This window comes from Neomesorhizobium albiziae, assembly GCF_900114255.1.
GTDB classification, from domain to species: Bacteria; Pseudomonadota; Alphaproteobacteria; order Rhizobiales; family Rhizobiaceae; genus Neomesorhizobium; species Neomesorhizobium albiziae.
The window spans coordinates 1-16628 of the sequence record NZ_FOSL01000049.1 but is presented as its reverse complement, the minus strand read 5'-3'; the positions used below and the strand labels follow the sequence as shown (position 1 = coordinate 16628).

Genomic DNA, 16628 nt, shown 5'->3' with positions numbered 1-16628 from the left:
CGTCACCGCCATTGAGGAGCCTGAAAACTTCAAGAAGTCCCGCTCTGTTGGCGCCTGGCTTGGCCTGACGACTCGACGCTACCAATCCGGAGAGGTCGACTATGACGGCCACATATCCCGACGCGGCGACCACCATTTGCGCGGGCTTCTCTACGAAGCGGCGTCGGTCATTCTGACGCGTAGCTCAACCGAGAGCACCCTACGCACATGGGGCCTCAAGCTCCGGGAGAGGATCGGCTTCAAACGAGCCGCCGTTGCCGTAGCACGCAAACTGGCGGTGACAATGCATGCGATGCTCAAGACCGGCGAGTTCTTTGATCGGAACGCAGGAGCCACAACATGAAATTTTGCGGATAGCGTTCAAGATCTGAGCGCCTGAGACGTCCCTGTTGGGATGGACGGCTCCCGTTCGGCACCGAATGTGCCAAATTGAGGTCGTTGTAGACATCAAACGAAGGAGGCCGTCCGTGGAACAGATTATCCGCATAGGTATGGATACATCAAAGCATGTCTTTCAGCTGCATGGTGTGAACGCAGCTGAGCAACCGGTGCTGCGCAAGAAATTGCGCCGCAAAGAGATGTTGGAGTTTTTCAGGAAATTGCCCGCGACGGTAATTGCAATCGAAGCCTGTGGTGGCTCCCATCATTGGGCACGTTTACTGAGCACGTTCGGGCACGAAGTGAAGCTGATTGCAGCCCAATTGGTAAAGCCATATGTGAAACGCGGCAAGAACGACGCAGCCGATGCTGAGGCCCTATGCGAGGCTATGAGCCGCCCGACGATGCGCTTTGTACCCGCAAAAAGCGCAGAACAGCAGGCATCGCTGATGCTGATCGGTATGCGCGATCGGTTGGTCCGCAATAAGACACAGCTTGCCAACTCAATCCGCGGTTATGCGGCCGAGTTTGGGCTGACTGCCGCCAAAGGCATGTGCAAGGTGGAGCTTCTGCTCGATCGCATCGCGGCTGATGAGACTTTACCGACCCTCGCGCGCGATCTTTTCGCGATCCACGCCAAGGAATATCAGCAGTTGCAAGAAGAATTGGATGACATCGAGGCGAAATTAATGACTTGGCATCGCGCCGACGAGTGCAGCCGCCGTCTAGCGCAAATCCCTGGTGTCGGCCCGATAGGTGCGTCACTGCTGATGATGAAAACGCCTGGGCCCGAGATGTTCAAATCCGGACGACATTTCTCGGCCTGGATCGGTCTGACACCCAAGGATCATTCCACGGCCGGAAGGGTCCGCCTCGGCGTCATCACACGCGCCGGCGATGAAGCGTTACGAAGCACGCTGGTGCTGGGCGCCACCTCACTTCTTAGACGGGTGCGGGAGGGGCACGGCAGGAATACTTCACCTTGGCTTCTTGAGTTGCTCAAGCGCAAGTCGCCGAAACTGGCCGCAGTGGCACTGGCCAACAAAATCGCCCGCATCGCCTGGAAAATGATGGTGACCGGCGAAGCCTATCGAAAAAATACTGTGCCGGCGGCGTTGGCTTGTGCGGCATAAGGGATCAGTCAGTCACGGCGAGCAGTTCATGAAGCTACCGCGCTGATCTGATGCGTGAACTTGCAAGAAAAGAGCAGATGGCGTGATCGATCGATCCAGGACGCGTGGTACTCCGTTCCCGGCAGTGGCCTTCGTAGGTCGCGTCCCTGTTTGGAACACGCGTCGCGGAACCCATCTTGGCCAGCGTTCGTATGGGAGCGCGACAACAGATCCCATGATTTGCGGCGCAGGCAGATTAGACTGCGCCATCTCAAGCTCTGGAGGCCTGATCATGTCGCAATCATTCAACGGCGCAGAAGTTGTCCAATACGATCGTACGCTCGTGCTGGCTATCGAACTAAGCAACAAAAACTGGGTTTTGGCGGCCCAGGTGCCCGGCCTGCCGCAGACCAAGGCGAAGCGCGCCATTGAGCCAAATAAGCTTGCTCTTCAGTCCGCAATCGATGGCTATTGTGCTCGTGCTGCTGCTGCCGGCCACCTGGTAGATCGGGTGGTTGCGACCTACGAAGCTGGCTGGTCCGGGTTCTGGCTTGCCAGATGGCTGATTGCCAAAGGCGTGGAGGTCCATGTCATCCAGCCTTCCAGCGTTCCCGTCGATCGTCGCATGCGCCGCGCAAAGTCGGACGGGATCGACGCCGAGTTACTCCTGCGTACGCTGCTGGCGTGGCTTCGCGGCGAACCGCGCGTCTGCTCCATGGTACCGATCCCTGACGAAGCCGATGAGGATGCACGGCGCTCTGTCCGCGAACGAACAGAGCTCGTGTCCGAACGCGTCAGCCTTGCCAACCGGATCGGTGCTGTCCTCGCGACGCTCGGCGTCGAGGATTACAACCCGCTCCTGAAAAACCGCCGCCGGCGTCTGGCCGACCTTCGTACCGGTCTGGGTGACCCAATCCCACCTCACGCCCTCGCCAAGATCGAACGGTTGCTGAGCCGGCTGGAGCTCGTTCTCGATCAGATCGCCACGCTGGAACACGACCGCGATGAGGTAGCGGAGGTGCCCGCTTCGGATGATGCCAGTCGGATGATCCAGCAGCTCTGCAGTCTGCGCGGTATAGGGGTGCAGAGTGCCACAATATTGGTCCGCGAGGCCTTCGTCCGTCGCTTCGCCAAGGCCAAAGCGCTCGGATCTTATGCAGGTCTTACTGCGACGCCGTACAACAGTGGTGGGGTGGAACGCGAGCAAGGGATCGGAAAGGCCGGGAACCGGCGGCTTCGAACGGTGATGGTGGAGCTGGCCTGGCTCTGGCAACGCTACCAGCCTGGTGCTGCCCAGGTCGCCTGGTTCCGGGAACGCACCGGCTCTACTGGCCGCCGCGTCCGCAAGGTCATGGTGGTCGCGCTGGCTCGCAAGTTGCTGATCGCTTTGTGGCGCTTTGCCGTCGATGGAGTCGTACCCGAGGGAGCGACCATGAAGCCCGCCGTATAATAATTATCGAGATCGGGCAGCTCTGCGACGGCAAAGCAGCCCGGTGACCGAGGGAACGTCGCCGTTGTCCGGCGTGGTGCTCCAGTGCCGTCTTCACAGAGTGGTGCCGTTCCTTTGGAGCTCTCCCGTCCCGAATGCGGGACAGTGGTTGGGATATCATCCCGCCGGATGTGAGGTTAGCAGGCAGGCCCTGCAGGAAGAGAGCTCACCTCGGATTACAAATGCGAAAACCGTTGACGGGAGAATCATCATGTGAGGCCGGACATATGCACGCAAGCGATACGATCAAATCACCGCTCGACATCTTGCAAGGAGGGAGCCGTGGGCCGAGCCATTCCGCTGATGGGGTTGCACCGCTGACTCAGCAAAGTGCGTCGTCCACATTTGAAGGCTCCTCCCGCGAAGCGCCATCATGCGGCGACCGATGTCGACCGCGAAGACAACCCTGCACCCGGTACACGCGTCTTAGAAGCAAAGATACTTGACCTCACCTCCGCGATTAGACAACCCCATCATTGGAAAACCACCACCTTCACCGGCGCGCTGCGGCTGACCGGCATGACCGCGCCCTTCGTCTATGGTGGCGCCATGAACGGCAACGTATTCCTCGCCTATGTCGAGCAGGTTCTGGTCCCGACATTGTTGCCGGGCGAGGTCGTCGTGATGGACAACCTGCCCGCCCATAAGGCGGCCGGCGTTCGAGAGGCGATCGAGCGGGCCGGCGCCAGGCTCTTGTTCCTGCCGCCGTACTCACCCGATTTCAACCCGATCGAGAACGCATAGCGTTGGAACCTCTGAGTCACAGGTTCCGTTAGTGCCTCATGTGGCTCATCGCGCACTTGTTTGCATCGCCCACTGGATTGCGAGGCGAGAAGATGTCGAATCGGAAATATGTCCGGTGGGTGGAGCTACCGCTCGACCGGCGCCGACGTCTAGTGGTGCTGCTGGGCGAATTGATCCAACGGCAGCTGTCGGCAGATCGGGAGACGGGCGATGAAGGCGGACCAGCGCTTCGACCTGATGCTCCCTGAAAAGATCGGGCAGCGTCACCAGGAACGCCAGGCGGTGGTCTATGTCCGTCAATCAACGGTACGGCAGGTGACGCAGAACCGGGAGTCCACCCGGCTTCAATACGGGCTTGCTGAGCGGGCCTGCCGGCTGGGGTGGCGACGCGAGCAGGTCACAGTCATCGACGACGATCTCGGTCGTTCCGGCTCCTCTACGCTGGACAGGCCCGGCTTCCAGCGTCTTGTCGCGGAAGTGGGGCTCGGCCATCTGGGGCTGGTGCTGGGCATCGAGGTCTCACGCCTGGCCCGTTCGTGCCGGGACTGGCATCAGCTGCTGGAAATATGCGCATTGTTCGACACGCTGATCGGCGACGCCGACGGTATCTACGATCCGGGCACGTACAATGACCGGCTGCTGCTCGGCCTCAAGGGGACGATGAGCGAAGCCGAGCTTCACATCCTGAAGACCCGTATGCACGAGGGGCGGCGCGCAAAAGCGCGGCGGGGCGAACTCTTCCTGGGACTGCCACGCGGCTATGTGCTCAAGCCCTCGGGGGATGTCGCGCTTGACCCTGACGAGGGCGTGCAACGCGCCATCCGCCTGGTCTTTGCCGTCTTCGAGCGACGGCGCTCGATCAGCGGCGTGCTGCGTTACCTGGTCGATCACGACATACAGTTGCCGGATCGTATCCGCAGCGGGCCCAACAAGGGAGACGTTCGCTGGAACCGCCCCAATCGGGCCACGCTCTCGGACATGCTTCGCCATCCTGCCTATGCCGGCGCCTATGTCTTCGGCCGGCGGGAATATGACGCCCGCCGCCGGCTCGCCGGCAAACCACATAGTGGGCGGTATTATTTACGCGATCCACAAAAATGGATGGTGCTGCACCAGGACGCGTTGCCGGCCTATATTAGCTGGAGCAGTTTTGAAAGGAACCAGCAGCAGATGGCCATGAATCGCACGCGGCATACAGGCGTTCCCCGCGGCGGCGCAGCCCTGCTGGGTGGCCTCGTCGCCTGCGCCGTGTGCGGGCGGCGGATGTTCACGACCTATACCGATGACGGACGGGACGCGCGCTATGTCTGTCACCAGATGGCGACCACCTATGGTGCGCCGCGCTGCCAGTCGATCAGTGCGCGTCCGGTCGATGCGCAAGTATCCACACTGATGCTCGAAGCCCTTTCTCCTGCAGCCATCGAGGTGAGCTTGCAGGCCGCCGAGGACATCGAGCTCGAGCGTCAGCAACTGCATGAACAATGGAAGCTGCGCCTGGAACGGGTGGAATACGAGACCGCGCTGACCCGCCGCCGTTACGAGGCGGTTGATCCGGACAATCGCCTGGTCGCCCGAACGCTGGAGCGGGACTGGGAAACGGCACTCTCGGCCGAGCAGACGCTTCGCAACGAGCAACGGCGTGCCCTTGAACGAGAGCCCGAGCAACTCACAGAGGCTGAGCGAAGCGCAGTGCGTCGACTGGCCGAAGATATCCCGGCGTTATGGCAAGCAGCGTCAACGACCGCGCGGGATCGGCAAGCCATCGCTCGCCTAATGCTCGAACGTGTGGAGATCCGCGTCATTGGGGAGACCGAGCGCGCCGAGCTTGTCTGTCATTGGGCGGGCGGAGCCGTGACGAAGCATGCGCTCATCCGACCGGTTCGACGCTTCGAACAGCTGGAGCACTTCGACGGCTTGCTTGCCCGCATTACTGAGCTGCGAAAGCAGGGCGCAACCAGCCAGACCATTGCCGACACGCTCAACGCTGAAGATTGGTCGCCGCCAAAGAAAGACAGCTTCAATGCGCCGATGATCCGTCGCTTGCTACAGCGACGCGGGCTCGGCACCACGCGCCCCATCTGGTCCGGCAATGTCTCGCGAAAGCATGGATGGCGAATTGACACTACAGGAATACGCCGATCGCATCGGCGCGCACCGTCAGACGGTCTATGGATGGCTTCGAAGAGGCGATCTCAAGGGACGACTTGCCAAGGTCGGCCACCAGCGCATCTGGCTCGTGGATATGGCCGACAACTCAACAGGAAGCTGCAATCGAGAGTCATCATGAACAAACGATCGAGAACGCCTTCTCCAAGCTCAAGGCGTTGTTGCGAGCAAAGGCCGAGAGAACCATCAAGGCTTTGTGGGACGCCGTCGGTCCGCTTCTCGACCTCTTCACGCCGGCCGAATGCGAAAACTACTTCGCAGGATATGACCCGGATTAAACCGTACGTGCTCTAAAACTAAATCGGTGGAGTGGAAGGATGAACAACCCTAGGTCGCATTTTGACGCACTTGTTCTACCATACCGCTGGGGACGAGCATCTAGAACCAAGATACCGCCGATACAGAAACGGAATTTGACGTTTTGCTGACTATCCTCTTACCGTGACGACTGTCGCCACTGACGCTTCTACGGCGTCGGACTGCGCCGAAAGCGAATTACACCTCTCTGCCGGCGCATCGAGAAACAAGGCCCCGCGATTTCACGTCGGCGGAGCCGGTCCAAATAACGTGAAAGCGACCCTGCTCAGAACGGGAAGTCGCTCAACCAAAAGGGAGGAACAGATCATGAATGATGTCGTAGGCAGCGTGAGTCGGCGAGCTTTTCTCAAGACCGGCGCTACGCTCGGTGGAGGAATTATGGCCGCCGGTATGCCGCTTTCGCAGGCCATATGGGCAGCCGAGGGCAAGGTGCTCACTGCGCGCGCAAACCAGGACGTCGACAAGCTTGACCCTGCCTTCTACTTGGGAGCTGTTAACTCCGAGGTGATGAGCTGCATCTATTCGAAGCTCATTCGGTACAAGCCCGGTTCAGAATGGAGCTGGGAGCTTGAAGCGGCGGAAAAGATCGAACAGGTAGATCCCACTCATATTCGGTTTCAACTTAAAAAAGGTATTAAATTCTCGAACGATTACGGCGAATTGACTGTGAGGGACGTAAAATTCTCTTTCGAGCGTGTGATCAGGCTCGATTCACCGAGTAATTTTGATTGGGGCCCTCTTGATCACGTCGAGGTTGAGGATGACTATACTGGCGTGATTGTATTCAAGACTCCGTTCGCGCCGGCTTGGACTCTCGCGCTTCCCTACGGTGCCGGCCATATCGTTTCCGAAGACGCGGTTATGAAGGCAGCTAAGGACGGCGGTCCATTTGGCATGACACCTACCGCCTTTTCTGGTCCGTATGTGTTCGCCGATTGGAAACCGAACCAGCATGTGCTTTTGACGCGTAATCCGGAGTGGTCCGGCCCGAAGCCGGGGTTTGACGAAATCCGCATCCTGCCGATCGGCGACATCAAGACGGCGGAGCGTGCCTATCAGGCGGGCGACATCGATTTCACTCACATCAGCGTGGATTCACTTGCGAATTTCAAGAGCAATTCGCCCGCCGATACCACGATCGAGGAAAAGCCCTCAATCGGAATTGTCTATGTCGGCATGAATATCGATCACCCTAAGCTGAAGGACATCAACGTCCGAAAGGCGATCCAATGGGCGATAAATGTGCCGCAGATCCTGGATGCGGCCTATGCGGGGCAGATGGAGGTGGCCACCGGGAGCCTTGCCCGAGGGCTAATAGGGTACCGCGACAAAGCACTGGTGCCACCGGAAGGTGATCTCGCGAAAGCCAAGGAGTCTCTGGAAAAGGCCGGCGTGAGCGATTTCACCGTGACCGTCGATTGCCTGAACCAGAGCGAATTTTTGACAATAGCCCAAGTGCTGCAGGCGCAATTGTCGCAGATAGGCGTTACCGCCGAGATAAACGCTCAAGATTCCGGCTCGTTCTACACGATCGGTATGGAGTCCGAGGGTGATCGCTGGAAGGACATGCAACTTATCGTCCAGAGTTTCAGCAATGTGCCTGAGCCATATTATTTCTCGGCCACCTATACCCGCGATCAAATTGGCAAATGGAACTGGGAACGCTTCAGTAGCGAGCGTTTCGATGAGCTCAACGCAAAGGCGATCACAATCGATGATCCGAACGAGCGCGCGAAGCTCTACCGTGAGATGCAGGATCTCATGGAGGATTCGGGCGCCTACCGGTACCTGACCAACGGTGCGTCGCCGTTCATGTACCGCACCACTCGAATGCAGCCTGCAACCCGTCCTGACGGAGTACCGCATTACGTCGCCTTCAAGCCGGTCTAGGCTAAACTGGTACAGCCGGCATGTTGCTCTATCTCATCAAGCGGGTCGTCCTTGCGATCGCAATTGTCGTGGTTGCGGTGACGCTTCTGTTCCTGATGATCCGTGCGTTGCCGGGCGATCCTGCCGCGGTTCTGCTCGGGCCACGGGCGACGCCGGAAATGAAGGCGCAACTTCATGAGCAGATGGGGCTGGACAAGCCGTTCGTCGTGCAGCTTGCCGCCTTCTTCGGCGGCCTGCTCAATGGCGATCTCGGTTTTGATGTGTTCAGCCGGCGGCCTGTTGCAGACATCGTTTTCGAACAATTGCCTTATACGATCGAACTGATCCTGGTCTCGATCTTATGGGCAGTTTCGGTTGCCGTGCCACTCGGCTGTTACTCGGCGATGCGGCGCAATTCCGTGATCGATCAGGTAGTTGGCGTAGTGGCGGTCGCGACGATGGCGATTCCCTCCTTCGTCGTGGCAGTCTACGCACTCCTGATCTTCGCTGTGATGCTCGGCTGGCTGCCAGCGATCGGAGCTGGCAATGGCCTTTGGGATAGGCTGATCCATCTCATCCTGCCGAGCTTAGCCATCGGAATCAGCTGGGTCGGCTACGTTTCCCGACTGGTGCGCGCATCCATGCTCGAGATTCTTGGGGAAACCCACATACGCATGGCTCGCTCCTTTGGGATTTCGGAATGGCGCATCGTTGCGCGTTACGCGCTGCCGCTCGCGATCCTGCCGACTGTGACTATTCTCGGCGTGGGCATAGCGTGGCTGCTGTCGTCGGCTGTGTTTATCGAGGTGGTCTTTGCAAGACCTGGTATCGGCGCGCTTATCGTGAATGCGGTTAATACCCGCAACTATCCGATTGTGATGGGCACCGTGCTCGTCACCACCTTCCTTATCGTCGCCGCGACGACCATCTCCGATCTGATCAATGGGGCCCTCGATCCGCGAACCCGGGAAAAGCTCTAGCATGGCGAGTCTTGAAGCCATCCACACCGAAGCCAACGCAGGGCAGGGCCACGGCAGCTTTCGCACCGTTCTCCGGCAATTGCGCAAGAACCGTCTGGGCACCCTCGGAGTAGTGCTCGTCCTATTCATAGCAGTAAGCGCGATCTTTGCTCCGCTAATCATCACGCATGATCCAACCAGGATCATGGTCGGTCCGCGTCTGGCAGACCCCTCACTGAATTTTCTTCTGGGCACTGATCAGTTGGGCCGCGACACTTTTTCTCGCGTGATCATGGGCGGCCGCATCCCGCTCCTTGTCGCTTTCGTCTCCCTCGGCAGTTCGTTGGCAGTCGGACTCGTGCTTGGTCTGCTCGCAGGGTTCGGGCCGCGCTGGCTCGACAATTTGCTCCTGCTTATCTTCGACACAATTCGCTCTTTTCCGGGTATCATCTTTGCATTGGCCGTTATCGCGCTGCTTGGGCCTAGTCTGACCAGCGTCATTCTAGTCATCGCAATAACTTCTATGCCCATTTACGCGCGTGTCGTGCGCACCCAGACAGAGGCGCTGCGCAGCAGTGAGTATATCGCCGCAGAGCGCAGCATGGGCGCCGGGACGAACCGCATCCTGGCCGTGCACGTACTGCCCAACGTCATCGGCCCGCTTTTGATTCTCGTGAGCATGGACGTCCCGGCCGTCATCGCGGTAGAGGCAGGTCTGAGCTTTCTGGGCATGGGCGTACGCCCGCCTACGCCCGATTGGGGAGCTATCCTCAACGACGGCTATAGCTACATCCACGAGAGTGTTTGGCTAGTCATCGCTGGCGGCATTCCCATCACTCTCGCAACGCTTGGCTTCACGTTCCTGGGTGAGGCGCTGCGCGACATATTCGATCCCAAATTGCGGAAAGACCTATGAGACGCGACGATCTGACACAGCATACGTCCGCCCGGCCGCTTCTTGAGATCCGTGACCTAAATCTCGATTTCGGCACACCGCGTGGGTGCATTCATGCCCTGCGTAACGTTTCGCTCGACGTCCCGGCCGCACAGGTGATTGGCATAGTCGGCGAAAGCGGATCCGGGAAGTCGACGCTCGCGTATACGGTGATGGGCCTGCTTCCAGAAAATGCAGATGTGACAGCCGGCAGCATCCTGTTCGAAGGTAAAGACCTGCTCAAAATGCCCGCTCAGGCGCGTCGGAGCCTGCGCGGTGATCGACTTTCCATGATTTTCCAAGACCCGATGACTGCGCTCAATCCCGTGCGGACCATCGAGGGCCAGATGATTGATATCCAGCACCACGAGCAAGGAACTCGGGGCGAAAAGCGCGCGCGTGCCATCGACATGCTTCGCCGGGTCGGAATTTCCGATCCGCGAAACCGGATAGGCGCCTATCCGCATCACTTTTCCGGCGGCATGCGTCAGCGCATCTGCATCGCCATGGCGCTTCTTGTGAAACCGGTACTCCTGATCGCCGATGAGCCAACTACTGCGCTCGATGCAACGCTGGAAGTGCAGATCATCCACCTTCTCAAAGATCTGCAAAGAGAGATCGGTTGCTCGGTCCTTTTCGTCTCCCATCATCTCGGCGCAGTGGCTGAGTTGTGCGACCGCGTCGCCGTTATGTATGCGGGCGAAGTGGTGGAGCAGGGGGCCGTGCGGGACATCTTCCACAATCCTGGTCATCCCTACACGCGCGCGCTGCTTGAGTGCGATCCCGGGCGGATCAGAAAAAGCACACGCACTTTGCCGACCATACCCGGCGAGGTGCCCAGTCTCCTCGGCAGCAAGAAAGGATGTATCTTCCACACCCGGTGTCCCCAGGCATTCAATCGCTGTCTGCAAGAGAACCCGGTCGAGTACCGCATCGGCGTGGACCAAGTCGCCCGATGCCATCTCCACGACGAAGAGCGGTTGGTTTCGGCATGAGCGCGCTGCTTCGGGTTGAGGACCTGCGCGTCCGCTTCCGCACCATGGGCCCGCTGAAGGCGCTCGCAACCGGGACGAAAGCGCCTTTCATCGACGCAGTATGCGGTGTCTCCTTTGAAATCCGCAAGGGCGAGACACTCGCCCTTGTCGGTGAAAGCGGCTCAGGCAAATCCACCATCGCGCGCACGATAATCGGCTTGCAGCGGGCTGTGAGCGGCAGCATCAGCTTCGACGGACAGGAAATTGAGGAGCTCAGCGGGGCCGAACGCAAGCCCTATTTGCGGCGCATGGCGATGATGTTCCAGGATCCGATCGGCTCACTTTCGCCAAGGCTGACCGTGCGATCACTGCTAACCGAGCCTTTCCGGATCCATGGATTAAAGGATCGCGATGCCGGAGCCGAAGCCGAGCGCCTGCTTCGGATGGTCGGCTTGCCGGCGGATTTTGCTCGCCGCTATCCCCATCAGCTTTCCGGTGGTCAGGCTAGGCGCATCGGCATCGCGCGTGCTCTTGCGCTCAATCCGGACTTAATCATTGCCGATGAGCCGACCGCAGGCCTCGACGTCTCAGTGCAGGGCGAGGTGCTCAATCTTCTCGCGCGGCTTCAGGACGAACTCGGCATGGCGATCCTGATTATCACGCACAATCTTAACGTTGTGCGCCACATGACCGATCGCATGGCGATCATGTATCTCGGCCGCTTTATTGAGGTCGGCTCGACCGAGCGTATCTTTGAACACCCGCGTCATCCCTACACCGAGGCGCTGCTTGCGGCCAATCCCGAGCCTGACCCGGATGCGGTGCTCAATAGGATCGAGCTCAAGGGTGAGGTGCCTAGCCTGATGAGGCGGCCATCTGGCTGCGAGTTCCACACGCGCTGCTGCTACGCGCAGGACATCTGTAGCCGCGTCTTCCCGGAACCGTCAGCAAGCCCGGATGACGCGGAGCACAGCTTCAGGTGCCATTTCCCGCTCGAGCGGGAAAGAGCAGCAGACATAGTGGAGGATCGCTGAAATGAAGCTAAGTGAATACGTAGAATACGATGCCATCGGTTTGGCCTCTCTCGTGAGCGCCGGCGAGGTGACTGCCGTGGAACTGACGCGTTTGGCGCGCCAGGCTCACGACGAGGTCAATCCTTGCATCAATGCCGTCATCGAATTCTACGACGACGCTGAGACCGTTGCTGGCACGGATGCTGGGCTCTTCAATGGCGTGCCGTTCTTTCGCAAGGATGTAGGGGCCACCGAAGCTGGCCGCCTCCAGGAAAAAGGAAGCCGTCTATACAAAGGCTATCACTCTGATACTGACAGCTTTTTTTTTCGTCGCGCCCGGGAGGGCGGGCTACGGACGATTGGAAGAACAGCGACACCGGAGTTTGGGGCTGCCGGAATGACCGAATCCATTCTCCATGGCATCACCGGCAATCCATGCGACTTGGAGCGCTCCGCGGGAGGTTCTTCCGGGGGCGCGGCGGCGGCAGTGGCTGCCGGCATTACTCCGATTGCGCATGCGGGCGACGGCGGCGGGTCAATTCGAGCGCCGGCGTCCTGGTGCGGACTTGTCGGGCTGAACCCGTCCCGCGGACGCATTTCAGGCGGGCCGAACAGCCAAGACACATCGTTTGGTCTTGTCCGAGCGTTTGTTCTTTGCCGGACCGTGCGCGACATGGCCGCGGCGCTGGACGTCTTTTCCGGTCCTCATCCTGGTGATCCATTCATCATCGTCCAGCCGAACCGCCGCTATGTAGAGGAACTCTCACAACCCACCGGCGTGTTGAGGGTAGGGGTCGCGAGAACCAAATGGGGCGCGGTCGATCTTGAGCAGGAAGTGCTGCACGCGGTCGAGTCGACGGCCACACTTCTTGAGGAAATGGGCCATATGGTGACCGACATCGAGCCGCCATATGAGACCGCGGACTACAGCAGAATCCTGCTCGGCCGCACAGGCTCAAGCGCGACTTCACTTGAAGCCGCGGCGCGGGTCATGGGCCGCAGTATCAATGCAGATACCCTGGAGCCGATCAATCTCAAGATACATGAATACGGCCGGAATGCGCAAAGCCGTGCGGGGGACGTAGACGTACATGAAATCCTGCGGCGCATGCGGTTCCGCGTAGGCGAGGCGATCCAAGCCTTCGACATCGTGTTGACGCCAACGATGCCGCATGTGGCCACTCCGCATGGCGGCACCTACAGTACGATCCACTCGATGCTTTCCGTCGAGGAATTCATGGACGCGGATGCCGCGCGCTACCAGTACACAGGCGTATTCAATGTCACCGGACAGCCTTCGGTCTCCTTGCCCTTGGCGCAAAGCACCAGCGGCCTGCCGATCGGAATTCAGATCGTCGGTCGCTTCGGGGACGAGGCCACGCTGGTGCGCGTCGCAAGAGACTTGGAGGGAGCCAGACCGTGGAGGCACCGGCGACCGAAGATTTGGGCAGGGAACAACTGACGACCACACCGACGATGCGGTCCGTATTCCATCTGCACCCTGGAAGCGTGCTGGCCGTACCGGTGTGTGGCTGGATCTTCCATCTCCTGCGATTCTGCCTCGGCCAAGGATCGCTGTCCTGTCCGAGAAGATGGACTGCGCTGCTACGATCAAGTAAACTCCCTCGCGCTTGAACGACTATTAACTATCTGGTTCGAAAAGATGGATGTATCAGCAATTGTTCTCCCAGATAGCACTACTCGACGGAGAAGAGTGCGACAGTTGCTCTTGAGCGAGATGTTCCCGCTATCAAACCAGCGGCTTTGTTCCAACTCTGCCAGTGCCGGCTCCGAAATACCGCGTGTGAGCGACATCGAGGATGCGATTGAGCAAGCTCGAGAAGCTGTGTCCGGCGACCGTCGCGGCCAGGACATAACTGCTAGTCATATCGAGTGCCGGCATGGAGTTGATTTCCAGGACAAAGGGCTGGCCGGAGCGATCGATCCGAAGGTCGACGCGGGCGTAATCCCGGCACTGGCAGGCACGGAAGGTCGCAACCGAGATATTGCGCAGCACCGTCTCAAGGCTGCTCCCGATTTGCGCCGGGCAAATCCTCTGCGGCGCCACGGCCGCCATGTACTTCGCTTCCCAAGTCATAAGACGCGTTTCTCGGTCGCCAAAGTCCTGCTCCACCAGAGGCAACACCTCGATCTCTCCGTTTCCCAGCAGCGCGACCCAGATTTCCCGCCCCTCGACATATTCTTCCACGAGCGCATCCTGCGCGTACTGCGTGATGATCATTTCTACGGCCTGCCTCAACTGAGCGGGCTCATGTACGAGTTGCAATCCGAAGCTATTGTATTCGTGACGCGGCTTCACTACCACTGGGAATCGCAGGTCGCCGGTATCCTCAGTGCCGCGACGCATCACGCGAAAGTTCGGCGTCGGCACGCCGCCATCGCGGAGGAGCCTCTTGGTGATGACCTTGTCGAGCGCCAGTCCATGCCCGAGCGGGCTGGATCCGGTGTACGGGACGCCGGCCATCTCGAGCATGGCCGGAACGTGGGTGGAACAGCACTCGCCCTGAATTCCGTACGCCATGTTGAAGACGATTCCCGAGGGGCGGGCTTGCGGAGCGGGTGGCATGAACCGCTCGAGCGTGGCGAGCAGTCCTTTGTCGCCTTCGCACAGCAGCGTCTCGTGGCCGCCCTGTTGCAGTGCCGCCACCACGCTTTCGACCGCCTTGCGGTCGTCGTCCTCCGGACGAGACTGTCCGAACCGGTTGATCAGGCCCGTATGATTATGGTTCCACACGACGGCTACGCGCATGATCTACTCCTTGGATGTTTGCCCGCTATCACGTTCTTACGCTCGGATTTGGTTGATCGAAGAGGAACAGCTCGTCGCCGGTGCGGAGAGATATGGGCCGCAGATTCTTCCTATTCGCCAAGGGTCGGAAATGGTGTGATCGACCAATCGATCAAGTCGATGGCACGCTGAAGTATCGCCTCGGTCTCAGCCAGGCTGGGTGAAGCAGCGATTATATGTCCGATACAGTCTTGGACATCGCCTTTCCTGACGATCGGCGTCTTGGGTTCAACATAGAATTTGACCTCGGCGACGCCTGACACAGCAGCCGCCTGACTGTCGCCACCGATCCAATCGAGGGTGCCATCGCGATCAGGAGCTAGGATCCGTGCGGCCGCAGTCTGCGAATGCCTTCTGCGTAAATCCCATTCCTCGCCGATGACAAGCTTGATGTGCTCGGTGATGAGGTCAATACCGCAAGCCAGATGGACCAGTTGAGGATCGGGCGTGCCAGCAAGACGCGGATTGACTTCGATGACGACTGGGCCACGCTTCGTCCACCGGAGTTCTATGTTCGTTGGGCCCCAGCCAAGACCGAGAGCTCGCAAACAACTCAGCGAAACATCGGCGATACGCTCACGCTCGTCTTCAGTCAGCGGGGCCGGAAAGGTCAACCCACGAAAGACGAAATGCGGTGGGGGGCTAAACTCAGCGGCCGCAATCCCAATGACCTCACTTCCCATTATCTCAGCGATATATTGCGGGCCTTGTGCGAATTCTTCGACCAGTATCCTCGGCGGAGACCGCCAGATGTGCTTCCCGCCAAACAGATAGGTCGTATGTTCGGCCAACTCATCGATGGTGCGGCACAATCGGACACCGCTGCTACCGCTGCCTACGGCTGGCTTGACAATCACCGGCAGCCCGATCTGCACGGCAGAGCTTTCCGCCTCCGTCGCATCCGTTGCCAAGCGATAAGCAGGTATTGGAACGCCGGCCTCCGCGAGGAGCTGACGTTGGGCAATTTTGTCGTAGCATCGTTCAATCGATGCGGGGTTCGGTCCCGGTAGATCGAAGTACCGGCAGAGCTTGCCGACTGTCGCATAGACCGGATGCCAGGCGCTCGTAATGCCAGCAATGTCATAGGTCGCACGCAGCCGGGAACATTCGCAGATCAGCGCATCGAGATTATCTGTATCGACACGGATTGCCTCAATCTCTTCCGCCGCAAGATAGTCGTACTGAGTTGGATCAACCGACAGGGTAATTGGATGAAGACCAAGGTGCTGGGCCGCATTCACGTATAGCAGACCATTACCCCTTGGATGGCCTTCAACCAGGATGAGCGCTCTTCTTGCCATTGGCTGTTAACCCCGACCTCGCGTGTTGTACAATGGTCCGAGCGTAACCAGCATCAGCCTTTTTTAGCCTAGCCTTACCTCGAACGTGGCGGCAACTTACCATAGTCGGCGATTTGCAGTCGCAAAGGTTCTGTAAATTGATTTGAAGGTTTTGTTGCTGGCGGAGAGTGTAGCGCCTGGAGCAAGCGTATCGTGTGTCACGCGGCGGCGGGGACTTAGAGCCCGTCCCGAAATTTCGGAGCTTGGCTTTGCTGGCAGACGCTCATGGTTGTGACGGACGTGGCTTAAGGATTGATGTGATTCGGACGCTTAATCCCAGGCGACCATGAAGTCTGGGACCGCTTCGGAAAATTTGTATCACATCTTTCCGTATCCTGCCAAATCGAGAAACAGCCGTTTTGCTGTGATTATGTCATTGTAGTTCAATGTGTTAGTGGGTTCGTGTGAATCTACATCCACACCAACATGGGCTCAATTTTGGATCGCGCCAAGGGGGTTGAGCAGCTGGCGCGGTCGTGATTCCAACGGGTGTCGAAGCCTGATTGGAGAGACCTGATGTGGA

11 protein-coding genes and 3 pseudogenes are annotated in these 16628 nt (G+C 59.1%); 12 read left to right on the top strand and 2 right to left on the bottom strand.

Annotation, left to right across the window (positions count from 1 at the left end):
* The 12 genes and pseudogenes from F3H98_RS29410 to F3H98_RS29355 all read left to right on the top strand — a co-directional run.
* On the top strand, positions 1-343 hold a 343-nt coding region (locus tag F3H98_RS29410; protein WP_149764406.1), incomplete at its 5' end, for a transposase.
* A gap of 124 nt (positions 344-467) precedes the next feature.
* A complete protein-coding gene (locus F3H98_RS29405; protein ID WP_149764404.1) occupies positions 468-1511 on the top strand; it encodes an IS110 family RNA-guided transposase in 1044 nt (347 codons plus the stop codon).
* 271 nt (positions 1512-1782) lie between these two features.
* The gene (locus F3H98_RS29400; protein WP_149764402.1) at positions 1783-2940 is read left to right on the top strand and encodes an IS110 family RNA-guided transposase; all 1158 of its coding nucleotides are present in this window, start codon (positions 1783-1785) and stop codon (positions 2938-2940) included.
* 507 nt (positions 2941-3447) lie between these two features.
* Positions 3448-3720 (top strand): annotated as a pseudogene (locus tag F3H98_RS29395) (transposase); the annotation flags it as partial.
* A 213-nt stretch (positions 3721-3933) separates the two neighbouring features.
* Positions 3934-5052: pseudogene (locus tag F3H98_RS32155) on the top strand (recombinase family protein); the annotation flags it as partial.
* A gap of 965 nt (positions 5053-6017) precedes the next feature.
* A pseudogene (locus F3H98_RS29385) lies at positions 6018-6167 on the top strand (IS630 family transposase); the annotation flags it as partial.
* A 346-nt stretch (positions 6168-6513) separates the two neighbouring features.
* Entirely contained in the window at positions 6514-8097 is a 1584-nt protein-coding gene (locus F3H98_RS29380; RefSeq protein WP_149764400.1) for an ABC transporter substrate-binding protein, read from the top strand.
* Between the two features lie 20 nt (positions 8098-8117).
* On the top strand, positions 8118-9056 hold the full coding sequence (locus F3H98_RS29375) for an ABC transporter permease (protein WP_149764398.1): 939 nt from the start codon (positions 8118-8120) through the stop codon (positions 9054-9056).
* A 1-nt stretch (position 9057) separates the two neighbouring features.
* Positions 9058-9951 (top strand): ABC transporter permease, encoded by an 894-nt coding sequence (locus tag F3H98_RS29370; RefSeq protein WP_149764396.1) that lies wholly within the window; start codon positions 9058-9060, stop codon positions 9949-9951.
* A complete protein-coding gene (locus F3H98_RS29365; RefSeq protein ID WP_149764394.1) occupies positions 9948-10964 on the top strand; it encodes an ABC transporter ATP-binding protein in 1017 nt (338 codons plus the stop codon). Before F3H98_RS29370 ends, F3H98_RS29365 begins: the two co-directional genes overlap by 4 nt.
* Positions 10961-11977 carry an ABC transporter ATP-binding protein gene (locus tag F3H98_RS29360; protein ID WP_149764392.1) on the top strand — a complete coding sequence of 339 codons (1017 nt, stop codon included), beginning with the start codon at positions 10961-10963 and terminating at the stop codon, positions 11975-11977. Before F3H98_RS29365 ends, F3H98_RS29360 begins: the two co-directional genes overlap by 4 nt.
* Position 11978: 1 nt before the next feature.
* Complete coding sequence (locus F3H98_RS29355) at positions 11979-13418, top strand: amidase (protein WP_149764390.1); 1440 nt, start codon at positions 11979-11981, stop codon at positions 13416-13418.
* Between the two features lie 288 nt (positions 13419-13706).
* Here F3H98_RS29355 and F3H98_RS29350 read toward each other — a convergent pair whose 3' ends face one another.
* A complete protein-coding gene (locus tag F3H98_RS29350; RefSeq protein ID WP_149764388.1) occupies positions 13707-14726 on the bottom strand; it encodes a D-alanine--D-alanine ligase family protein in 1020 nt (339 codons plus the stop codon).
* A 110-nt stretch (positions 14727-14836) separates the two neighbouring features.
* Positions 14837-16066 (bottom strand): ATP-grasp domain-containing protein, encoded by a 1230-nt coding sequence (locus tag F3H98_RS29345; RefSeq protein ID WP_149764386.1) that lies wholly within the window; start codon positions 16064-16066, stop codon positions 14837-14839.
* Positions 16067-16628 lie beyond the last annotated feature (562 nt).

Excerpts from the sequence above, each read along its gene's own strand:
- F3H98_RS29360 (WP_149764392.1), top strand. The coding sequence starts at position 10,961 with ATGAGCGCGCTGCTTCGGGTTGAGGACCTGCGCGTCCGCTTCCGCACC.
- F3H98_RS29375 (WP_149764398.1), top strand. The coding sequence starts at position 8,118 with ATGTTGCTCTATCTCATCAAGCGGGTCGTCCTTGCGATCGCAATTGTC.
- F3H98_RS29400 (WP_149764402.1), top strand. The coding sequence starts at position 1,783 with ATGTCGCAATCATTCAACGGCGCAGAAGTTGTCCAATACGATCGTACG.
- F3H98_RS29345 (WP_149764386.1), bottom strand. The coding sequence starts at position 16,066 with ATGGCAAGAAGAGCGCTCATCCTGGTTGAAGGCCATCCAAGGGGTAAT.
- F3H98_RS29365 (WP_149764394.1), top strand. The coding sequence starts at position 9,948 with ATGAGACGCGACGATCTGACACAGCATACGTCCGCCCGGCCGCTTCTT.
- F3H98_RS29380 (WP_149764400.1), top strand. The coding sequence starts at position 6,514 with ATGAATGATGTCGTAGGCAGCGTGAGTCGGCGAGCTTTTCTCAAGACC.
- F3H98_RS29350 (WP_149764388.1), bottom strand. The coding sequence starts at position 14,726 with ATGCGCGTAGCCGTCGTGTGGAACCATAATCATACGGGCCTGATCAAC.
- F3H98_RS29355 (WP_149764390.1), top strand. The coding sequence starts at position 11,979 with ATGAAGCTAAGTGAATACGTAGAATACGATGCCATCGGTTTGGCCTCT.
- F3H98_RS29370 (WP_149764396.1), top strand. The coding sequence starts at position 9,058 with ATGGCGAGTCTTGAAGCCATCCACACCGAAGCCAACGCAGGGCAGGGC.